The 19,967-nt window shown below is 64.0% G+C and carries 18 protein-coding genes and 1 pseudogene; 10 read left to right on the top strand and 9 right to left on the bottom strand.

From position 1 onward, the window contains the following. Positions 1–13: 13 nt before the first annotated feature. From ssuD to ACLEJP_RS07365, 4 genes and pseudogenes are all read left to right on the top strand, one after another. On the top strand, positions 14–1,162 hold the full coding sequence (gene ssuD, locus ACLEJP_RS07380) for an FMNH2-dependent alkanesulfonate monooxygenase (protein WP_289131653.1): 1,149 nt from the start codon (positions 14–16) through the stop codon (positions 1,160–1,162). Positions 1,163–1,172: 10 nt separating this feature from the next. Continuing rightward, a complete protein-coding gene (ssuC, locus tag ACLEJP_RS07375; protein WP_225780007.1) occupies positions 1,173–1,970 on the top strand; it encodes an aliphatic sulfonate ABC transporter permease SsuC in 798 nt (265 codons plus the stop codon). Continuing rightward, positions 1,942–2,779, top strand: a pseudogene (gene ssuB, locus ACLEJP_RS07370) (aliphatic sulfonates ABC transporter ATP-binding protein). The gene ssuC and the pseudogene ssuB overlap by 29 nt, the downstream one beginning before the upstream one ends. A 33-nt stretch (positions 2,780–2,812) precedes the next feature. After that, entirely contained in the window at positions 2,813–3,028 is a 216-nt protein-coding gene (locus ACLEJP_RS07365; RefSeq protein WP_003255829.1) for a TOBE domain-containing protein, read from the top strand. A 160-nt stretch (positions 3,029–3,188) separates the two neighbouring features. Here the strand turns inward: ACLEJP_RS07365 and ACLEJP_RS07360 are convergent, their stop codons facing one another. The 4 genes from ACLEJP_RS07360 to ACLEJP_RS07345 form a co-directional block, all read right to left on the bottom strand. After that, a complete protein-coding gene (locus tag ACLEJP_RS07360) occupies positions 3,189–3,815 on the bottom strand; it encodes a TetR/AcrR family transcriptional regulator (protein WP_440805166.1) in 627 nt (208 codons plus the stop codon). Then, positions 3,815–5,392 (bottom strand): glutamate--cysteine ligase, encoded by a 1,578-nt coding sequence (gene gshA, locus ACLEJP_RS07355; protein WP_440805164.1) that lies wholly within the window; start codon positions 5,390–5,392, stop codon positions 3,815–3,817. Before gshA ends, ACLEJP_RS07360 begins: the two co-directional genes overlap by 1 nt. 187 nt (positions 5,393–5,579) lie before the next feature. Further along, on the bottom strand, positions 5,580–5,963 hold the full coding sequence (locus ACLEJP_RS07350) for a PaaI family thioesterase (RefSeq protein ID WP_440805162.1): 384 nt from the start codon (positions 5,961–5,963) through the stop codon (positions 5,580–5,582). Further along, positions 5,963–8,287 carry a Tex family protein gene (locus ACLEJP_RS07345; RefSeq protein WP_440805160.1) on the bottom strand — a complete coding sequence of 775 codons (2,325 nt, stop codon included), beginning with the start codon at positions 8,285–8,287 and terminating at the stop codon, positions 5,963–5,965. The genes ACLEJP_RS07350 and ACLEJP_RS07345 overlap by 1 nt, the downstream gene beginning before the upstream one ends. Positions 8,288–8,504: 217 nt before the next feature. Between ACLEJP_RS07345 and ompR the strand changes: the two genes are divergently transcribed. Beyond that, entirely contained in the window at positions 8,505–9,245 is a 741-nt protein-coding gene (ompR, locus tag ACLEJP_RS07340; RefSeq protein WP_170027818.1) for an osmolarity response regulator transcription factor OmpR, read from the top strand. A gap of 13 nt (positions 9,246–9,258) precedes the next feature. Then, positions 9,259–10,572, top strand: coding sequence for an ATP-binding protein (locus ACLEJP_RS07335; protein ID WP_225780015.1), 1,314 nt, complete (start codon positions 9,259–9,261; stop codon positions 10,570–10,572). Between the two features lie 30 nt (positions 10,573–10,602). Here ACLEJP_RS07335 and rimK read toward each other — a convergent pair whose 3' ends face one another. Together rimK and rimB are read right to left on the bottom strand one after the other, a co-directional pair. Then, entirely contained in the window at positions 10,603–11,508 is a 906-nt protein-coding gene (rimK, locus tag ACLEJP_RS07330; protein WP_013970455.1) for a 30S ribosomal protein S6--L-glutamate ligase, read from the bottom strand. Further along, positions 11,505–11,987 carry a retropepsin-like aspartic endopeptidase RimB gene (gene rimB / locus ACLEJP_RS07325; protein WP_440805157.1) on the bottom strand — a complete coding sequence of 161 codons (483 nt, stop codon included), beginning with the start codon at positions 11,985–11,987 and terminating at the stop codon, positions 11,505–11,507. The genes rimK and rimB overlap by 4 nt, the downstream gene beginning before the upstream one ends. Before the next feature lie 109 nt (positions 11,988–12,096). Between rimB and ACLEJP_RS07320 the strand changes: the two genes are divergently transcribed. Next, positions 12,097–12,498, top strand: coding sequence for an RNA-binding S4 domain-containing protein (locus tag ACLEJP_RS07320; protein WP_016714465.1), 402 nt, complete (start codon positions 12,097–12,099; stop codon positions 12,496–12,498). A 28-nt stretch (positions 12,499–12,526) separates the two neighbouring features. Here ACLEJP_RS07320 and ACLEJP_RS07315 read toward each other — a convergent pair whose 3' ends face one another. Continuing rightward, positions 12,527–13,321: a phosphatase PAP2 family protein gene (locus ACLEJP_RS07315; protein WP_440805155.1), complete on the bottom strand. Its 795-nt coding sequence runs from the start codon at positions 13,319–13,321 to the stop codon at positions 12,527–12,529. Between the two features lie 122 nt (positions 13,322–13,443). Between ACLEJP_RS07315 and hslO the strand changes: the two genes are divergently transcribed. The 3 genes from hslO (at position 13,444) to ACLEJP_RS07300 (ending at position 16,659) form a co-directional block, all read left to right on the top strand. Next, positions 13,444–14,343, top strand: a complete 900-nt coding sequence (hslO, locus tag ACLEJP_RS07310) for an Hsp33 family molecular chaperone HslO (protein ID WP_440805154.1) — start codon at positions 13,444–13,446, stop codon at positions 14,341–14,343. Positions 14,344–14,522: 179 nt separating this feature from the next. Beyond that, entirely contained in the window at positions 14,523–16,064 is a 1,542-nt protein-coding gene (locus ACLEJP_RS07305) for a phosphoenolpyruvate carboxykinase (protein WP_170027823.1), read from the top strand. Positions 16,065–16,218: 154 nt separating this feature from the next. Further along, a complete protein-coding gene (locus ACLEJP_RS07300) occupies positions 16,219–16,659 on the top strand; it encodes an acyl-CoA thioesterase (protein WP_440805152.1) in 441 nt (146 codons plus the stop codon). A 55-nt stretch (positions 16,660–16,714) separates the two neighbouring features. Here the strand turns inward: ACLEJP_RS07300 and ACLEJP_RS07295 are convergent, their stop codons facing one another. After that, entirely contained in the window at positions 16,715–17,197 is a 483-nt protein-coding gene (locus ACLEJP_RS07295) for a glycine zipper domain-containing protein (RefSeq protein WP_225780021.1), read from the bottom strand. A gap of 424 nt (positions 17,198–17,621) precedes the next feature. Continuing rightward, positions 17,622–19,967: an FdhF/YdeP family oxidoreductase gene (locus tag ACLEJP_RS07290; protein ID WP_440805150.1), complete on the bottom strand. Its 2,346-nt coding sequence runs from the start codon at positions 19,965–19,967 to the stop codon at positions 17,622–17,624.

Raw genomic sequence — 19,967 nt, 5'->3', positions numbered from 1 at the left:
GGAGACAACTCCAATGAGCCTGAACATTTTCTGGTTTTTGCCCACGCACGGTGATGGTAAGTACCTGGGCACCGCCGATGGCGCCCGCGCTGTCGACCACGGCTACCTGCAGCAGATCGCCCAAGCGGCCGACCGCCTCGGTTTCGGTGGCGTACTGATCCCTACCGGGCGTTCCTGCGAGGACTCCTGGCTGGTTGCCGCGTCGCTGATACCGGTGACCCAGCGCCTGAAATTCCTGGTCGCCCTGCGCCCCGGCATCATTTCGCCGACCGTGGCGGCACGCCAGGCGGCCACCCTCGACCGGCTGTCCAATGGCCGCGCACTGTTCAACCTGGTGACCGGCGGTGACCCGGACGAACTGGCCGGCGACGGCCTGCACCTGAACCACCAGGAACGCTATGAAGCGTCCGTGGAGTTCACCCGTATCTGGCGCAAAGTGCTGGAAGGCGAGGTGGTCGACTACGACGGCAAGCATATCCAGGTGAAGGGCGCCAAGCTGTTGTACCCGCCGATCCAGCAACCACGCCCGCCACTGTATTTCGGTGGCTCCTCCGAAGCCGCCCAAGACCTGGCTGCCGAGCAGGTAGAGCTGTACCTCACCTGGGGCGAGCCGCCCAGCGCGGTCGCGGAAAAAATCGCCCAGGTACGTGAGAAAGCCGCTGCCCAAGGCCGCGAAGTGCGCTTTGGCATCCGCCTGCACGTGATCGTGCGGGAAACCAACGAAGAAGCCTGGGCCGCCGCCGACAAGCTGATTTCGCACCTGGACGACGACACCATCGCCCGCGCCCAGGCCTCGCTGGCGCGCTTCGACTCGGTCGGCCAGCAGCGCATGGCAGCGCTGCACAACGGCAACCGCGACAAGCTGGAGGTCAGCCCCAACCTGTGGGCCGGTGTCGGCCTGGTGCGTGGCGGTGCCGGTACCGCGCTGGTGGGGGACGGCCCGACCGTTGCGGCGCGGGTCAAGGAATACGCCGCGCTGGGCATCGACACCTTCATCTTCTCCGGCTATCCGCACCTGGAAGAGTCGTACCGGGTGGCAGAGCTGCTGTTCCCGCACCTGGATGTGCAGCGTCCGGAGCAACCCAGGGCTGGCGGCTACGTGAGCCCGTTTGGCGAGATGGTGGCCAACGACATCCTGCCCAAGTCCGTTGCGCAAAGCTGAGGGCCTGGCCATGAGTCGTGCAACTTCCAATAGCCTTGGCCAGCGCCTGGCGCCGTGGGCGCTGCCGGTACTGCTGCTGGCCGCCTGGCAGCTGGCGGTCAGCGCCGGCTGGCTGTCGACCCGCATCCTGCCGGCGCCCAGCGCCGTGGTCAGCGCCGGCGTCGAGCTGGTGCGCAGTGGCGAGATCTGGTCGCACCTGGCCATCAGTGGCTGGCGTGCCGGGCTGGGCTTCGTCATCGGCGGCAGCATCGGCCTGGTACTGGGCTTCATCACCGGCTTGTCGAACTGGGGCGAACGCCTGCTCGACAGCTCGGTGCAGATGATCCGCAACGTGCCGCACCTGGCGTTGATTCCGCTGGTGATCCTGTGGTTCGGCATCGACGAGTCGGCGAAGGTTTTCCTGGTCGCGCTGGGCACGCTGTTTCCGATCTACCTGAACACCTACCACGGCATCCGCAACGTCGACCCGGCGTTGGTGGAGATGGCGCGCAGCTATGGCTTGTCCGGCTTCAGCCTGTTCCGCCAGGTGATCCTGCCGGGCGCCTTGCCGTCGATCCTGGTCGGCGTGCGTTTCGCTCTCGGCTTCATGTGGCTGACCCTGATCGTTGCCGAAACCATCTCGGCCAATGCCGGTATCGGTTACCTGGCGATGAACGCCCGCGAATTCCTGCAGACCGACGTGGTGGTCCTGGCCATCGTCCTGTACGCCGTGCTCGGCAAGCTTGCCGACCTCGCCGCGCGGGGCCTGGAGCGTGTGTGGTTGCGCTGGCACCCGGCCTATCAAGTGGCGAAGAAGGAGGGCGCATGACTGTGCTCAAGGAACAACCGCCACGCCTGTTGCGTGGCATCCCGCTGGCTTCCAGCGGGCTGCGCAAGACCTTCGGCCAGCGTGAAGTGCTCAAGGGCATCGAGCTGCATATCCCGGCTGGCCAGTTCGTCGCCATTGTCGGCCGCAGCGGTTGCGGCAAGAGCACCTTGCTGCGCTTGCTGGCCGGCCTCGACCAGCCCACGGCAGGGCAGCTGCTGGCTGGCGCCGCACCCCTGGAAGAGGCCCGCGAAGAGACCCGCCTGATGTTCCAGGACGCGCGCCTGTTGCCGTGGAAGAAGGTGATCGACAACGTCGGCCTGGGCCTGTCCGGCGATTGGCGCCCGCGGGCGCTGGAAGCCCTGGAAGCCGTTGGCCTGGCCGACCGCGCCAACGAATGGCCGGCAGCGCTCTCCGGTGGCCAGAAGCAACGCGTGGCCCTGGCCCGGGCGCTGATCCACCAGCCGCGCCTGCTGCTGCTGGACGAGCCGCTCGGCGCACTGGATGCACTGACCCGTATCGAGATGCAGCAATTGATCGAGCGCCTGTGGCGGCAGCACGGCTTCACCGTGCTGCTGGTCACCCACGACGTCAGCGAGGCGGTAGCTGTGGCTGACCGGGTGATCCTGATCGAGGACGGCGAGGTCGGGCTCGACCTCACTGTCGACCTGGCACGGCCCCGGGCGCGTGGTTCGCACCGCCTGGCCGCGCTGGAAAGCGAAGTGCTCAACCGTGTTCTGTCGGCCCCGGGCGCTGCGCCCGAGCCGGATCCTGTCGCCCCTTTGCCCACGCAATTGCGTTGGGCGCACTAATCCCCCGGAAGTCCCTAGAGAAGGAATGACATCATGACCATCAAAGCCATCAACGTTCGCAACCAGTTCAAAGGCACCGTGAAGGAGATCCTCGAAGGCCCGGTACTGTCGGAAATCGACGTGCAGACCGCCTCGGGTATCGTCACCTCGGTCATTACTACCCGCTCCGTGCGTGAGCTGGAGCTGCAGGTGGGCAGTGAAGTGATCGCCTTCGTGAAGTCGACCGAAGTGTCCATCGCCAAGCTGTGATGGGGTTCAGGGGGCTGCTTGGCAGCCCTGTCCCCTCTGACGGGCAGCTGTAGGAGCGGATTTATCCGCGAAGCAGGCGACGCGGTGGCTGGCACCGGCTGTGCCGGTGATCGCGGCTGAAGCCGCTCCTACCCGGCTTGCCGGCGATGAGGCGCTGAAGCTAACGCTTGGCCAGAAACGGCGGCAGGTACAACCCCAGATACGCCTCGCACACCCGCTTGCCTTCCTCGGCCATGCGCGGGGTAATCGCCTCATGCAGTTGCACCGACCGCGCATACACCCGGTCGCTCAGCTCCATGGCCATGGCGAACACATCGACATCCACCGGCATTAGCGGCAAGTGGAAGTGCTGGTCGAACAACTTGTGCATCAAGTCGCCCAGCTCCATGTCGTGCTGCCGATCGGCCTGCACCACTTCGCTCAACCCATGCTGAGCCAGAATCAGCTGCCGCGCTGCCGCATCCTCGTTGTAGATATCCAGCATGCGCTGTTCGATCAACCGTGACAGCTCATGCCAGGTGGTGAAGGCGTGGCTGTCGATCGGTGCGCTCAGGGCGTCGCGAAACGCCCGGTGCACGTCGGCGGTCAACGCTTCCAGCAGGGCCGGCACGCTGGAAAAAAAGTGATACACCGATGACGGTGGAATCTGGGCGCGCTCGGCCACGCAGTAGATCGACAGGGCTGCCACCCCTTGTTCGGCCAGCAGCTCGCGGGCAGCCGCCAGGATCGCCTCGATCCTGGCCTGGCTGCTGGCGCGCGGCTTGCGCGGGGTGGCTGTGCGGGTCATCAGTTGCTGATCGCCAGGATGCTGGCCTGGTAGGCGCCGACGAACAGGTCGAAATCGCCGACCTCTTGCTGCTCCAGGCGCGACTGCTCGGCCAGCGAGTCGCGGGCAAGGGTTTCGAAGGCCTGCTGGCGCTCGACCGGCAGCGGCTGCTCGCGGAAGGTCTCGGCGTGGATGCGGCTCTGGCGCAAGGCGAACTGGACGAAGCTTTCGTCGTGTTCGGTCATGCGCGCCAGCACTTGGGCCGATGGGGTCAGCGAGGCGTCGTCGACCTTCGCCTGCTGCGCATCCAGGGCCTTGGCGTGGTCGTCACCGCCATGTACCTGGTCGAGCAGGTCGGCCAACTGGCGGATGCGCCCGATCAGCTCGCTGGCCCAGTCCTTCAGTCCGATCGGCTGGCCATCGCGGTGCAGTTCCAAGCCAGGGCGACGACCTTCCTTGACTACGGTCAGGAAGTTGCTGGTGCACTGGCCGCATTCGCCGATATCCAGTTGCGGGCTGTCTTCCAGGGCGCAGAACAGCAGGAACGCATCGAGGAAGCGCGCCTCGGTCAGGTCGATGCCCACCGGCAGGAACGGGTTGATGTCCAGGCAGCGCACTTCCACATACTGCACGCCACGCGAGGTCAGGGCCTGGATTGGCCGTTCGCCGGTGTAGGTGACACGCTTGGGGCGGATGTTCGAGTAGTACTCGTTTTCAATCTGCAGGATGTTGGTGTTCAGCTGCACCCACTCGCCGTCCACGTGCGTGCCGATTTCAACGTAGGGCGGGTAGGGCGTGCCGACTGCCTTGCGCAGGCTGTCGGTGTAGCTGGCCAGGTTGTTGTAGCACGGTGTGAGGCCGGCCTGGGCGTTGCTCTGGTAGCCCAGGTCGCTCATGCGCAGGCTGGTGGCATAGGGCAGGTACAGGGTTTCGGCGTCGAGCTCTTCGAGCTGATGCGGGCGGCCTCGCAGAAAGCCTTTGTCCAGGGCTGGGGAGGCGCCGAACAGGTACATCAACAGCCAGCTGTAGCGGCGGAAATTACGGATCAGCGCGATATAGGCAGATGACTGGTAGTCGCGGTCGCTCTCGCTGCTGCCCTCGGCGCTGCGCAGCAGCGGCCACAGGGTCTCAGGCAGCGAGAAGTTGTAATGGATACCGGCGATGCACTGCATGGTGCGGCCGTAGCGCAGGGCCAGGCCCTTGCGGTAGACGTGCTTGAGCTTGCCGATGTTGGAGCTGCCGTACTCGGCGATCGGGATATCTTCCTCGGCCGGCAGCGTGCACGGCATCGATGGGCTCCACAGGTATTCTTCGCCCAGCTTGCTGTAGACGAAACGGTGGGTTTCCTCGAGGCTTTCGAGCACCTTGGCCGGGTCGGGCAGGGCCGGGGTGATGAACTCCAGCAGCGACTCGGAATAATCGGTGGTGATCTGCTCGTTGGTCAGCGCCGACCCCAGTGCTTGCGGATGCGGGGTCTGGGCCAGGCGACCTTCGGCGGTCACACGCAGGCATTCGCGCTCAATACCGTGCAGGCACTGCTTGAGCAGGGGGAGATTGGCGCCGAGCAGGCTCAGGCGGCGGTTGAGGAGTTCGCTCAAGATGTATTCCTTCACGCGTCAGTCGCCCCAATATGGGGGTAGAACAGACGGTCTACAAGGGTAGTGGGAAAAGGAACTGGCGTTGTCGCCTGGTTTATGCGCTTCCGGCATTGCGCAGCGCCGACCCCGGAGGCCGCTTCGCAGCCCCCGGCTGTTGCCGAAAATACCGCACATGGCGCTTGCTGAGCTAGAGAACCGCGAATGTTCCTTGCGCTTTCGCTACCCGTTTGTCGCCCTGGACTACGTCGGCGTCGACCACCAGGGTGCGCCGGCCGGCATGCAGTACGCGGGCGGTGCACAGTACTTCGCCGTCACTGACGGCGCGCATGTAGTTGATCTTGCACTCGATGGTCACGCTTTGCTGGTCAAAACCATGGCTGGCCGAGCAGGCCAGGCCCATGGCAATGTCCACCAGGCTGAAGATGGCCCCGCCGTGCAACTTCTGGCCCCGGTTGCGCAAGTGCGGCCCGACAGCCAGGGCGACCTCGGCAACACCTGTCTCCAGGTGTTGCAGGCGGCAGCCGAGTAACTGGCTGAAGGCGCTTTCGACGTATTCGCCGGGTATGTCCATCACTTCTTCTTCAACTGCTTGGCGTTGGCGAACAGTGCGGCCATGGCATTGTTGGCCGGGGCGGCCGTGGCAGTTTCACGCTGACGCGGCGCCTGCTGCTGGCGGTTGGCGCCCGCGCCACGGTTGCCGCCGCGGTTGCCTTCGACCTTTTCGCCCGGGGTGTCGCTCATGCGCATGGACAGGCCGACGCGCTTGCGCGGGATGTCCACTTCCATGACCTTGACCTTGACCACGTCGCCGGCCTTGACCGCCTCACGCGGGTCCTTGACGAACTTCTCCGACAGCGCCGAAATGTGTACCAGGCCGTCCTGGTGCACACCGATGTCGACGAAGGCGCCGAAGTTGGTGACGTTGGTCACCACGCCCTCGAGGATCATGCCCGGCTCCAGGTCCTTGAGGTCTTCGACGCCGTCCTGGAAGGTGGCGGTCTTGAATTCCGGACGCGGGTCACGGCCAGGCTTGTCCAGTTCCTGCAGGATGTCGGTGACGGTCGGCAGGCCGAAGGTTTCATCGGTGAACTGCTTCGGGTCCAGGCGCTTGAGGAAGCTGCTGTCACCGATCAGCGAACGGATGTCGCGGCCGGTGTCGGCGGCAATGCGCTGCACCAGCGGGTAGGCCTCGGGGTGCACTGCGGAGGCGTCCAGCGGGTTGTCACCGTTCATCACGCGAAGGAAGCCGGCGGCCTGTTCGAAGGTTTTTTCACCCAGGCGGCTGACTTTCTTCAGCGCCGCGCGGGTCGCGAACGGGCCATTGGCATCGCGGTGGGCGACGATGTTCTGTGCCAGGGTGGCGTTGAGGCCGGAAATACGGGTGAGCAGCGCCACCGAGGCGGTGTTGACGTCGACACCCACGGCGTTCACGCAGTCCTCGACCACGGCGTCCAGGCCACGTGCCAGCTTCACCTGGGACACATCGTGCTGGTACTGACCGACGCCGATGGATTTCGGGTCGATCTTCACCAGCTCGGCCAGCGGGTCCTGCAGGCGGCGGGCGATGGATACGGCGCCACGGATCGACACGTCCAGGTCCGGGAATTCGCGGGCGGCCAGTTCCGATGCGGAGTACACCGAAGCGCCGGCCTCGGAGACCATGACCTTGGTGATCTTCAACGCTGGGTACTTCTTGACCAGTTCGGCCACCAGCTTGTCGCTTTCGCGGCTGGCGGTGCCGTTGCCGATGGCGATCAGCTCCACCGAGTGCTTGGCGCACAGCGCGGCCATGATGGAAATGGTGCGGTCCCAGTCGTTCTTCGGCGCGTGCGGGTAGACCGTGGTGTGGTCCAGCAGCTTGCCGGTTGCATCGACCACGGCGATCTTGCAGCCGGTGCGCAGGCCCGGGTCGAAGCCCAGGGTCGCGCGCGGGCCGGCCGGGGCGGCCAGCAGCAGGTCGTGCAGGTTGTGGGCGAAGACATTGATCGCCTCGCCTTCAGCGTTGTCGCGCAGCTCGCCGAACAGGTCGGTTTCCAGATGGGTGTAGAGCTTGACCTTCCAGGTCCAGCGCACCACCTCGCCGAGCCACTTGTCGGCCGGGCGGTTGCGGTTCTCGATGCCGACATGGTCAGCGATCATCAGCTCGCAGGGGTGCAGGGTGCCGGGCAGTTCGTCGCCAACCTTGAGCGACGCGCTCAGCACGCCCTCGTTGCGCCCGCGGAAGATCGCCAGGGCACGGTGCGACGGCGCGTTGCGCAGCAGTTCATCGTGGGCGAAATAATCGCGGAACTTGGCGCCTTCCTCTTCCTTGCCCGGCACCACGCGGGCGCTGAGCACCGCTTCCTGCTTGAGGAAGCTGCGCAGCTTGTCGAGCAGGGCGGCGTCTTCGGCGAAGCGCTCCATGAGGATGTACTTGGCGCCTTCCAGCGCGGCCTTGACGTCGGCCACGCCTTTGTCGGCGTTGACGAAGCGTGCGGCTTCGCTTTCCGGTGCCAGGTCGGGGTTGTTGAACAGGCCATCGGCCAGCTCGCCGAGGCCGGCCTCCAGGGCGATCTGGCCCTTGGTGCGGCGCTTCTGCTTGTACGGCAGGTACAGGTCTTCGAGGCGGGTCTTGGTATCGGCCAGCTTGATCTCGCGGGCCAGCTCCGGGGTCAGCTTGCCCTGCTCCTCGATGCTGGCCAGGATGCTGGCGCGGCGCTCGTCGAGTTCGCGCAGGTAGCGCAGGCGCTCTTCCAGATGGCGCAGCTGGGTATCGTCCAGGCTACCGGTCACTTCCTTGCGGTAACGGGCGATGAAGGGCACGGTCGAGCCTTCGTCCAACAGGCCCACGGCCGCCTCGACCTGCTGGGGGCGTACGCCCAGTTCCTCGGCGATACGGCTGTTGATGCTGTCCATGTAAACCACCTGACATTATGAGTACGGGGGGGCGCCTGTGGGCCTTTCGCCCGGCGGCGCTGGATGAAAGCCGCGCATTATACCCATCGCAAACGCCTTGCGGTGATGGCGCCCGGCCAGCCGGAACTGGCGCCGGGGGAAAAATCTGCTAACAATGCTCACGCAACGTGCAGCAATGGCTACGCCATAATGCGCGGCGATACCAGAGGAGTAATTCATGACCGGCACGCCAAACACCGCTGAAGGTGAAAAGATTCTCATCGTCGATGACGACCCGGGGCTGAGCAGCCTGCTGGAACGTTTCTTCGCCAGCAAGGGCTACCGTGCCCGCGCGGTGCCCAATACCGAGCAGATGGACCGCCTGCTGCAGCGCGAGGTGTTCAACCTGGTGGTGCTCGACCTGATGCTGCCCGGTGAAGATGGCCTGTCGGCATGCAAGCGCCTGCGCCAGCAGAACAACCAGATCCCGATCATCATGCTTACCGCCAAGGGCGACGAGCTCAGCCGCATCAAGGGCCTGGAACTGGGCGCCGACGACTACCTCGGCAAGCCGTTCAACCCGGACGAACTGATGGCCCGGGTCAAGGCCGTGCTGCGCCGCCAGGCCCCGAGCGTGCCAGGGGCGCCGGGCAGTGAAGACGAGTCGGTCACCTTCGGCGACTATGAGCTGTCGCTGGCTACCCGCGAGCTCAAGCGTGGCGACGAGGTGCACATGCTGACCACCGGTGAGTTCGCCGTGCTCAAGGCGCTGGTCATGCACGCACGCGAGCCGCTGACCCGCGACAAGCTGATGAACCTGGCCCGTGGCCGTGAATGGGATGCGCTGGAGCGCTCCATCGACGTGCAGATTTCGCGCCTGCGCCGGATGATCGAGCCGGACCCGTCCAAGCCGCGTTATATCCAGACTGTCTGGGGCGTGGGCTACGTGTTCGTGCCGGACGGGAACGCCGGCAAATGATCCCTCGTCATTGATGAAGACACCGCTGTGGTTTCCGCAAAGCTTCTTCGCCCGCACGCTGTGGCTGGTGCTGATCGTCGTCCTGTTCTCCAAGGCGCTGACCCTGGTCTACCTGTTGATGAACGAGGACGTGCTGGTCGACCGTCAGTACAGCCACGGGGTCGCGCTGACCTTGCGAGCCTACTGGGCCGCCGACGAAGAAAACCGCGACAGGATCGCCGAAGCGGCAGGCCTTATCCGGGTTACCGGCTCGGGAGTGCCCGAAGGCGAACAGCACTGGCCCTACAGTGAGATCTATCAGCGGCAGATGCAGGCCGAGCTGGGCGATGACACCGAGGTACGCCTGCGTATTCACGCGCCACCGGCGTTGTGGGTCAACGCACCCAGCCTGGGCCCTGGTTGGCTGAAAGTGCCGCTGTACCCGCACCCGCTGCGGGGGCAGAAGATCTGGAACGTGCTGGGCTGGTTCCTGGCCATTGGCCTGCTGTCCACCGCCTCGGCGTGGATCTTCGTGCGCCAGTTGAACCAGCCGCTCAAGCGCCTGGTATTCGCCGCTCGCCTGCTCGGCCAGGGGCGCAGCGTGCGCCTGCCGATCAGCGATACGCCCAGCGAGATGACCGAGGTGTACAAGGCCTTCAACCAGATGGCCGAGGATGTCGAGCAGGCCGGGCGCGAGCGCGAGCTGATGCTTGCCGGAGTTTCCCACGACCTGCGCACACCGCTGACGCGCCTGCGCCTGTCGCTGTCATTGTTGAACAGCGACAGCGAGCTCAGTGATGACATGGTCCGTGACATCGAGGACATGGATGCGATCCTCGATCAGTTCCTGGCCTTCATTCGCGATGGCCGTGACGAACCGCTCGAAGAGGTCGACCTGGCCGACCTGGTGCGCGAGGTGGTGGCGCCTTACAACCAGCCGGAAGAACGTGTGCGCCTGTGCCTGGAGCCGATTCCGCCGTTCCCGCTGCGGCGGGTTTCGCTCAAGCGCATGCTGGGCAACCTGATCGGCAATGCCTTGCACCATGCCGGCAAGGGGGTTGAGGTGGCGGCCTATGTGTCGGGCGACGAGAGCGCGCCATACGTGGTGCTGAGCGTGCTGGACCGCGGCACCGGGATCGACGAGTCGGAGCTGGAAACCATCTTCAACCCGTTCATTCGCGGCGACCGGGCACGCGGCGGCAAGGGCACCGGGCTGGGGCTGGCGATCGTCAAGCGCATCGCGGCGCAGCATGGCGGCAATGTGGAGCTGCGCAACCGCTCCGGGGGCGGGATCGAGGCCCGGGTAAGGTTGCCATTGGGGCTGTTGCTGCCGCGTAATGCCGTGTGACTATCGGGGCTGCAGGGCAGCCCCAGCATCTCATCCCTTGCCCTTGGTCCGGGTCTGATTAGGCCCGCCATTCTTTTCCAGATGCTCGATGATCATCGCCGCCACGTTCTTGCCGGTGGTCACCTCGATGCCCTCCAGCCCCGGCGACGAGTTCACCTCCATCACCAGCGGCCCATGGTTGGAACGCAGGATATCCACACCTGCCACGCTCAAGCCCATCACCTTGGCCGCGCGAATGGCGGTCATGCGTTCTTCCGGGGTGATCTTGATCAGGCTGGCCACCCCGCCACGGTGCAGGTTGGAGCGGAACTCGCCGGGCTTGGCCTGGCGTTTCATCGAGGCGATGACCTTGTCGCCGACCACGAAGCAGCGGATGTCCGCACCGCCAGCCTCCTTGATGTATTCCTGCACCATGATGTTCTGCTTCAAGCCCATGAACGCCTCGATCACCGACTCGGCCGCCTTGGTGGTTTCGCACAGCACCACGCCGATACCCTGGGTACCTTCCAGCACCTTGATCACCAGCGGGGCACCGTTGACCATCTGGATCAGGTCGGGGATATCGTCCGGCGAGTGGGCGAAGCCGGTAATCGGCAGGCCGATGCCACGCCGCGACAGCAGCTGCAGTGAGCGCAGCTTGTCCCGCGAGCGGGCAATCGCCACCGACTCGTTGAGCGGATACACGCCCATCATCTCGAACTGGCGCAGCACTGCGCAGCCATAGAAGGTCACCGAGGCGCCGATGCGCGGGATCACTGCATCGAAACCTTCCAGCGGCTTGCCGCGATAGTGGATCTGCGGCTTGTGGCTGGCAATGTTCATGTAGGCCCGCAGGGTATCGATCACCACCATTTCGTGGCCCCGCTGGGTTCCGGCTTCGACCAGGCGGCGGGTGGAATACAGACGCGGATTGCGCGACAGCACAGCGATCTTCATGCAGCACCTGTGACAGGAGAAAGGGTGGCCGGGAAGGCCGGTTTGTCTTGTACGTATTTCAGCCCGGGGTTGACCACCAGCTGGCCGTGGATCAGCGCCTTGGAGCCCAGCAACAGGCGGTAGCGCATGTTCTTGCGGCAGGCCAGGGTGAACTCCACTTGCCACACACCATCACCCAGCGCCAGTGACGTGCGGATGACATAGCGGGTCTGGGCCTGGCCGTTGGAGCTCTTGATGGTCTTCATGGTCACCAGCGGCGCTTCGCAGCGGCGGTGGCGCAATTGCACCACCGAGCCCAGGTGTGCGGTGAAGCGCACCCAGGGTTGGCCGTCGCGCTCGAACGGTTCGATTTCGGTGGCATGCAGGCTGGAGGTGCTGGCACCGGTGTCGATCTTGGCGCGCAATCCGGCCACGCCAAGGTCGGGCAGGGCTACCCACTCGCGCAAGCCGATCACAGTCAGATGGTCAAATGTCTTCACGAAGCGCACCCTGCGGATGAGGTGGTGAACTGTAAGCACGGCGGGGATTTTTTGCATCCGCTCGTTACGGTAGTACAGTTCGATGAAATACAGCGTTCGAGGTAACGGGATGGCACAAAAAGCCGAAGACGACGACAAGGTCCGCCTGGACAAATGGCTGTGGGCGGCACGCTTCTACAAAACCCGCGCCCTGGCCAAGGCAGCGATCGAGAGCGGCAAGGTGCATTGCCGGGGCGAGCGCTGCAAACCGGGCAAGGAGCCGCGGGTTGGCGACGAGTTCGTGCTGCGCACCGGGTTCGACGAGCGCACGGTGGTGGTGAAGGCGCTGTCGGTGGTACGGCGTGGGGCGCCGGAGGCGCAGACCCTGTACGAGGAGACCGAAGAAAGTGTGCGTCGGCGTGAGCAGGCGGCGGAGATGCGCAAGGCAGGGGCCATGGGGGTGACGACCGACGGCCGACCGACCAAGAAGCAGCGGCGGCAGATTCACCAGTTGCATGGCAGTTTCGATTGAAAGGGGCCGCTTTGCGGCCCCAAGGGCTCTAGCGGATAATCGCCAGGCGCCCGACCAACGGTAGCTTGCCCGCGATCGAGAACAACGGCCCCGTCCAGCGCAGCAGCAATGCGCTGCCTTTGGCCGCCAGCGGTGTGTAGCAACTCCAGCCCAACGCCAGCAGCGCCATCAGCAGCCCGCCAATGTAGTCGTCCTGCCCCCAGTGGGCACCGGCTACCAGGCGCGGCAGCATGAACAGCAGCGCCAGCCCCCAGATCACCAGGTACTGCACCAGGCGCCGGCTGAACACGCTCATGAACAGCGCCCAGATCAACAGCACCGAGGCGTGGTCGCCGGGGAAACTGTTGCTGGAGCGGTCCTTCAGTTCCCAGGCCTTTTCCAGGTTCGGATAGTAATCGCTCAGGTGCACGACATTGTCGAATACCATCGAGGGGCTATCGTGTTGCCAGCCCATTGCGTTTACCCACTTGGAAAACAGCGCGCGAATCACCACTAAGAGGATCAGCGTGACCAGAAAGCCGAAAAAGGCCTGGCGAACCTGCGCTGCCTTGAATACCCAGTCGCCACGAATCAGCACTGCCAGCAGGATCAGGCCAACGACGATGTCGAACGGACGCAGGCTGCCGACCGTCCAGATGTAGCGCCAGGTGGCATTGTCGGCCAGCGGTGCATTCAGGCTGCGGAACAGCCATTCGTCGAAAGTCAGACACAGGATCTGGCCAACGGGCCATAACCAGAAACACAGTAGAACAATGGGAAGCAGCGTGCAGGCTGCCAATGGCCCGAACGACCACCTTGCTTGGAACAGTGGTGGATTGTCCATAAAATACCTCTATTGCAAACAGGAAGCTGAGCGCCTCTGCAGCGCTCTATAACGGGGTTCTCGCTTGCTTTTCGACAACCCTTGTAACCATTTTGTCATTATTTTTCAGATAGCCAAAACCTATGAGCGACTTGCCTGATACCGATTTCACCCAACGTTTCATCTTCGACGAGCGCGACGTGCGCGGCGAGTGGGTGTCTCTCGATGACAGCTACGCCGCGGTGCTGGCGCGTCATGAATACCCGCAGCCAGTGCAGGCTCTGCTCGGTGAGCTGATGGCCGCCACTGCCTTGTTGGTGGGGGCGCTGAAGTTCGATGGCCTGCTGGTTCTGCAGGCACGTTCGGTGGGGCCGATCCCGCTGCTGATGGTCGAGTGCTCCGGTGACCGCGATATCCGCGGCATGGCCCGCTACGAAGCGGACCAGATCCCGGCCGCTGCGACCCTGTCGCAGCTGATGCCTGACGGCCACCTGACCCTGACCATCGACCCGGTCAAGGGCCAGCGCTACCAAGGCACTGTCGAACTCGATGGCGCCAGCCTGTCGGAGTGCTTCACCAATTACTTCGTGCAGTCGCAACAGCTCAATACCCGTTTCTGGCTGCATGCCGAAGGCGGCAAGGCCCGTGGCCTGTTGCTGCAGCAACTGCCGCGCGATCGCCAGCCCGACGACGAAGAGCGCGAAGAAAGCTGGCAGCACGTGGTCGCCCTGGCCACGACGCTGAAGGCCGAGGAATGGGCGCTGGACAACGAAACCCTGCTGCACCGCCTGTACCACGAAGATGCCGTGCGCCTGTTCGACATCCAGCCGCTGCGCTTCAATTGCAGCTGCTCTCGTGAACGTTCCGGCAATGCGCTGGTCAGTCTGGGCGAGCAAGACGCCAAGGCGTTGGTGGAAGAGTGCGGCGGGCAGGTCGAGATCGATTGCCAGTTCTGCAACGAGCGCTATTTCTTCGACGCCAGTGACGTGGCGCAATTGTTTGCCGGTGGCGGTACGGACACGGCCTCAGAAACTCGTCACTGAAACGTTTAACTACAGGACAATCTCCTGTCGAATTGCGCAAAAGCGCAGTTCTGACAGGAGGGGCCTACTTTTTTTGGGCGTTTCTGGCATAATCCGGCCACTTTTTTCGCTGTAGTAGTTTTTTCGAGACAACTACAAAACGTTTGGAGCACTCGGCCTCGGGCCGGATGGGGTATCTCATGACGCAAGCCAACAACACCGTGTACACCGACCTGAGCGTCGATGAGCTGGTAAAAGAAGCGCTGCAACGCGGTGAAGGCGTACTAGCCGATACTGGCGCACTGGTCGTGGAGACTGGTCACCGTACTGGCCGTTCGCCGGCTGACCGTTTCATCGTCGAAGAACCTTCCACCCAGGACGCCATTGCCTGGGGCCCGATCAACCGCAAGTTCCCGGCCGACAAGTTCGATGCCCTGTGGGACCGCGTCGAGGCGTTCAACAACGCCCAGGATCACTTCGTTTCCTACGTACACGTAGGGGCGGCTGCCGAGCACTACCTGCCGGTGAAGATGACCACCCAGACTGCCTGGCAGAACCTGTTCGGTCGTTGCCTGTTCATCAACCCGGAGCAGTACAACCCGGCTGGCCGCGGCGAGTGGCAGATCCTCAACGTCGCCAACTTTGTCTGCGAGCCTGAGCGTGACGGTACCAACTCCGACGGTTGCGTGATCATCAACTTCGCCCAGAAGAAGGTGCTGATCGCTGGCATGCGCTACGCCGGCGAAATGAAGAAAGCCATGTTCTCGGTGCAGAACTTCCTGCTGCCGGCTGCCGACGTGCTGCCGATGCACTGCGCTGCCAACATCGGCGAAGCCGGCGACGTGACCCTGTTCTTCGGCCTGTCCGGCACCGGCAAGACCACCCTGTCGGCTGACGAAAGCCGTTACCTGATCGGTGACGACGAGCACGGCTGGGGCGAGGGCGTGGTGTTCAACATGGAAGGTGGTTGCTACGCCAAGTGCATCGACCTGTCCGAGAAGAACGAGCCGGTCATCTGGAAAGCCATCAAGCACGGTGCAGTGTTGGAAAACGTCGTGCTCGACGCCAACAAGCACGCCGACTACACCGACGTCAGCCTGACCCAGAACAGCCGTGCGGCCTACCCGCTGGAGCACGTTGCCAAGCGTTCCGAAGCGAACCTGGGTGGCGAACCGAACGCAGTCATCTTCCTGACCTGCGACCTGACCGGTGTTCTGCCGCCGGTGTCGATCCTGAACAACGAGCAGGCGGCCTACCACTTCCTGTCCGGCTACACCGCGCTGGTCGGCTCCACTGAAATGGGTTCGGGCGGCGGCATCAAGTCGACCTTCTCGACTTGCTTCGGTGCACCGTTCTTCCCGCGCCCGGCTGGCGAGTACGCTGAGCTGCTGATCAAGCGTATCAACGGCTTCAACTCCAAGGTCTACCTGGTCAATACCGGCTGGACCGGTGGTGGCTACGGTGTTGGCAAGCGCTTCAGCATCCCGACCACCCGTGCCGTGATCGCTGCGATCCAGAGCGGCGCGCTGGTCGGTGCCGAAACCGAGCACCTGGACATCATCAACCTGGACGTGCCGAAGGCTGTTCCGGGCGTTGAAACCGAACTGCTCAACCCGCGCACCAACTGGGCTGACAAGGCTGCCTACGACGAGGCTGCCAAGGGCCTGGCCAAGCTGTTCATCGAGAACTTCAAGAAGTTCGACGTATCCGACGCCATCAAGGCTGCTGGTCCGCAGCTGTAAGCTGCAGCCGGTTGCAACGAAACGCCGCCCCTCGGGGCGGCTTTTTTGTTACTCCCGGCTGGCAAACGCCTCTACAAAGGGTCAGCACCAGCAGCGGAAATCGGGTTTTTCTGTTTCACTGTCAGCATCCATCGCGAAGACAAGAGCCAGCCAGATGACCGAATCCCCCCAGCGCACTGCCTTCTCCCATTTCCACCCCATCCTCACCCGTCCTCAGGACAACGACGTCAACGGCCACATCGCCGGTGCCACCGTGCACGGCTTCTTCGAAACCGCAATCCAGGGGTTCCTCGTCGAACAGGCCGAACTGGACCTGCGCGCCGGCGAGCTGGCAGCCTTCGTGGTCAGTTCCGCAGCGGATTTCTATGCGTTGCCGGGCTTTCCGGATGTACTGGAAGTCGGGTTGGGAGTGGCGCGCCTGGCTGGCAGTACGGTGGAGTACCGCCTGGCGCTGTTCCGTCCGGGCGAGCCGGAGGCCTGTGCGGCAGGGACGGTGGTGCAGGTGTTCATCGAACGCGCCAGCGGCCGGCCTGTAACGCTGCCAGAGACGCTGCAGGTGATCCTGTCCGGCGTCATGCTCGAACTGCAGGCATGAAAAAGCCCCGCTGGCAGGGGCGGGGCTTTTGTTGCCGGGGCAGGGCCCCCAGGCATTAGTCGCGCCAGTGGCGCTTGTGCTTGCGGTGACCGTAGTGGTGGCCACGGTCCCAGTGACGGCGGTCGTCATCATAGCCACGACGGTAGCGGCGGCCATCGTGGTAATCATCTTCGTCGGCTTCCTTGCCCAGGTAGTTACCCAGTGCGCCACCGGCACCACCGCCGGCTGCTGCGCCAATGTAGCTACCGGTAGTGCCGCCTACCGAGCGACCGACCACGTTACCACCTGCCGCGCCCAGCGCGCCGCCGATTGCGGCCTCGCCACGCTGGCGTTTGTCGGCGCCCAGGGCGCCACCCGCTGCGCCGCCCAGACCCGCACCAATGGCGCCGCCTGTGCTACCGCCGATGGAGTTGCCCACGACAGAGCCCAGTACCCCACCCAATGCGCCGCCAATGCCGGCTTCGGTGGTGCCGCCTGCCATGGCAACGCCGCTGAGCAAGCTGAAAGACAACAACAATATCGAGGAGTACTTCTTCATCAAGAGAGCCTCATAGGGATGACGAGGCGAATTTGAGGCTAACAAGCCCGCCTTGCAATGGAAATCCGACGAGTAACACGAGTTGTACACAATTCTCTAAGTTGCTGTATTTACAGTGAAACTTTATCTATTTTTCGCTGTCTGAGACTTTTATGACGAAGCCCTGAACCGCACTGGAACAGGGCTTTTTTCATTTTTGGCGGTGGGGCTCCTGGCCTCTTTGCGGTTATAGCCGATCCCACACAAACACCACGTCTCAGGCTCTGTAATTTTCCCTGTAAGGGCTTCAGCCGTGATCCCCGGCACAGTCGGTGCCCAGCCATGGCGTCGCCTGTTTCGCGGATAAATCCGCTCCTGCACACACGGCTTGGACTTGACGCTGCACCTGTACAGGCGGTTTTGGCCGTGAACAGGCCGGCGCAGTTTAGACGATTCGCCCGTCGCCCTGCGCCCGCTCCAGCTTGATGGCAATGAACTTCGAGGTCGGGGTGTAGCTGCCATCACCAACGCTCTCCAGCGGCACCAGCGGGTTCACCTCTGGGTAATACGCCGCCGCCTGCCCGGCCGGGATGTCGAAGACCAGCAGGGTGAAGCCCCGCACCCGGCGCACATGTCCATCACCCCACAACGACACGATGTCGACCTTCTGCCCTGGCTGGAAGCCCAGGCGGAGGATATCGGCTTCGTTGGCGAACAACACTTCGCGCTGGCCGCGCACACCGCGGTAGCGGTCGTCCAGGCCGTAGATGGTGGTGTTGTACTGATCGTGCGAGCGCATCGATTGCAGGATCAGGTCGGGCAGTTGGCCACTGGCGCGTACACGCGCGTCGAGCAGGGTGTCGGGCAGCAGGTTGGCCTTGAAGTTGGCCCTGCGGGTACTGGTTTTCCACTCGCGGCTGGCGGCGCTGTTGCCCAGGTAGAAACCGCCCGGCTGGCGCAGGCGCTGGTTGAAACCGCTGAAGCCGGCAATGGTATCGCCAATCAGGTCGCGGATGCGGTCGTAATCGGCCACCAGCCAATGCCAGTCCACGGGGGTCTTGCCCAGGGTCGCGGCGGCGATGCCGGCGACAACCGCCGGCTCCGAGCGCATCTGCGGTGACAGCGGTTTCAGCTGGCCATTGGATGCGTGGACCATGCTGAACGAGTCCTCCACGGTCACCGCCTGTGGCCCATCGGCCTGCAGGTCGATGTCGGTCCGCCCCAGGCACGGCAGGATCAGCGCCTGCTTGCCATGCACCAGGTGGCTGCGGTTGAGCTTGGTGCTGATGTGCACGGTCAGTTCGCAGTTGCGCAGCGCCTGGGCAGTGCGTTCGGTGTCTGGCGTCGCCTGGGCGAAGTTGCCGCCCAGGCCGATGAATACCTTGGCCCTGCCGTCGAGCATGGCGTGGATCGCCTCGACGGTGTTGTGGCCATGGTGCCGTGGTACGGGGAAGCCAAAGCGCTTTTCCAGGGCATCGAGCAGCGCCGCTGGGGGGCGCTCGTTGATGCCCATGGTGCGGTCACCCTGCACGTTGCTATGGCCACGCACCGGGCACAGGCCCGCGCCTGGCACGCCGATATTGCCGCGCAACAGCTGCAGGTTGACGATTTCCTGAATGGTCGGCACCGAGTGGCGGTGCTGGGTAATGCCCATTGCCCAGCACATGATTACCCGTTTGCCACGGCAATACATGCGTGCAGCCAGTTCGATATCGGCCAGGGACAGGCCGGACTGCGCCTGGATGTGTGGCCACGGGGTAGCGTCCACCACCGCCAGGTAATCGTCGACACCCTGGCCATGCTCGGCGATGAAGGCGTGGTCGAACACTGCCGGTTCGCCCTTGGCCTGGGCTTCGCGCTCCCACTGCAGCATGAACTTGGCCATGCCGCGCAGCATCGCCATATCGCCGCCCAAGGCTGGGCGGAAGTACGCAGTGTTGGTCGGGCGGTCGCTGTTGGTCAGCATTTCCAGCGGGTGCTGGGGGTGCTGGAAGCGCTCCAGGCCACGTTCCTTGAGCGGGTTGACGCACACCACCTGGGCACCGCGCTTCACCGCGTCGCGCAGCGGGTCGAGCATGCGCGGGTGGTTGGTGCCCGGGTTCTGGCCCCAGACGAAGATCGCATCGGCGTGTTCGAAGTCGTCGAAGGTGACGGTGCCCTTGCCCACCCCGATGCTTTGCGCCAGGGCCACACCACTGGCTTCGTGGCACATGTTCGAACAGTCGGGGAAGTTGTTGGTGCCGTAGGCGCGCACGAACAGCTGGTACAGGTAGGCCGCTTCGTTGCTGGCGCGGCCCGAAGTGTAGAACTCGGCCTGGTCAGGGCTGGCCAGCTTGTTCAGTTCGCGCCCGATCATGGCGAAGGCGGCATCCCAGCTGATCGGCAGGTAGCGGTCACTGGGGGCGTCGTAGACCATCGGTTCGGTCAGGCGCCCCTGATATTCGAGCCAATAGTCGCTCTGGCCCAGCAGCGAAGTGACGCTGTAGCGGGCAAAGAAGGCTGCATCGACGCGGCGCTTGGTCGCTTCCCAGTTCACCGCCTTGGCGCCGTTCTCGCAGAACTTGACCATACCGCTTTCCGGCGAGTCGCCCCAGGCGCAGCCGGGGCAGTCGAAACCGCCGTTCTGGTTGGTCTTGAGCAGCGCGCGAATGTTCTTCAGCGCGTTGTCGCTGCCGACCCAGGCCTTGGCCACGCTGCGCAACGCACCCCAGCCACCGGCGGGGCCGTGGTAGGGCTTGTAGCGAGGAGGGGAGGCTGGGGCGTTTTCCGGGATGTGCTGGTACGAGGTCAC

Source organism: Pseudomonas sp. SMV7, assembly GCF_052041995.1.
Taxonomy (GTDB): Bacteria; Pseudomonadota; Gammaproteobacteria; order Pseudomonadales; family Pseudomonadaceae; genus Aquipseudomonas.
This window is presented reverse-complemented; position numbering and strand designations above follow the sequence as displayed.

Bases quoted from the DNA above. Each gene is read 5' to 3' on its own strand.
- ssuD (WP_289131653.1), top strand. From the start codon at position 14: ATGAGCCTGAACATTTTCTGGTTTTTGCCCACGCACGGTGATGGTAAG.
- ssuC (WP_225780007.1), top strand. From the start codon at position 1,173: ATGAGTCGTGCAACTTCCAATAGCCTTGGCCAGCGCCTGGCGCCGTGG.
- ACLEJP_RS07365 (WP_003255829.1), top strand. From the start codon at position 2,813: ATGACCATCAAAGCCATCAACGTTCGCAACCAGTTCAAAGGCACCGTG.
- ACLEJP_RS07360 (WP_440805166.1), bottom strand. From the start codon at position 3,815: ATGACCCGCACAGCCACCCCGCGCAAGCCGCGCGCCAGCAGCCAGGCC.
- ACLEJP_RS07350 (WP_440805162.1), bottom strand. From the start codon at position 5,963: ATGGACATACCCGGCGAATACGTCGAAAGCGCCTTCAGCCAGTTACTC.
- ACLEJP_RS07345 (WP_440805160.1), bottom strand. From the start codon at position 8,287: ATGGACAGCATCAACAGCCGTATCGCCGAGGAACTGGGCGTACGCCCC.
- ompR (WP_170027818.1), top strand. From the start codon at position 8,505: ATGACCGGCACGCCAAACACCGCTGAAGGTGAAAAGATTCTCATCGTC.
- ACLEJP_RS07335 (WP_225780015.1), top strand. From the start codon at position 9,259: ATGAAGACACCGCTGTGGTTTCCGCAAAGCTTCTTCGCCCGCACGCTG.
- rimK (WP_013970455.1), bottom strand. From the start codon at position 11,508: ATGAAGATCGCTGTGCTGTCGCGCAATCCGCGTCTGTATTCCACCCGC.
- ACLEJP_RS07320 (WP_016714465.1), top strand. From the start codon at position 12,097: ATGGCACAAAAAGCCGAAGACGACGACAAGGTCCGCCTGGACAAATGG.
- ACLEJP_RS07315 (WP_440805155.1), bottom strand. From the start codon at position 13,321: ATGGACAATCCACCACTGTTCCAAGCAAGGTGGTCGTTCGGGCCATTG.
- hslO (WP_440805154.1), top strand. From the start codon at position 13,444: ATGAGCGACTTGCCTGATACCGATTTCACCCAACGTTTCATCTTCGAC.
- ACLEJP_RS07305 (WP_170027823.1), top strand. From the start codon at position 14,523: ATGACGCAAGCCAACAACACCGTGTACACCGACCTGAGCGTCGATGAG.
- ACLEJP_RS07300 (WP_440805152.1), top strand. From the start codon at position 16,219: ATGACCGAATCCCCCCAGCGCACTGCCTTCTCCCATTTCCACCCCATC.
- ACLEJP_RS07295 (WP_225780021.1), bottom strand. From the start codon at position 17,197: ATGAAGAAGTACTCCTCGATATTGTTGTTGTCTTTCAGCTTGCTCAGC.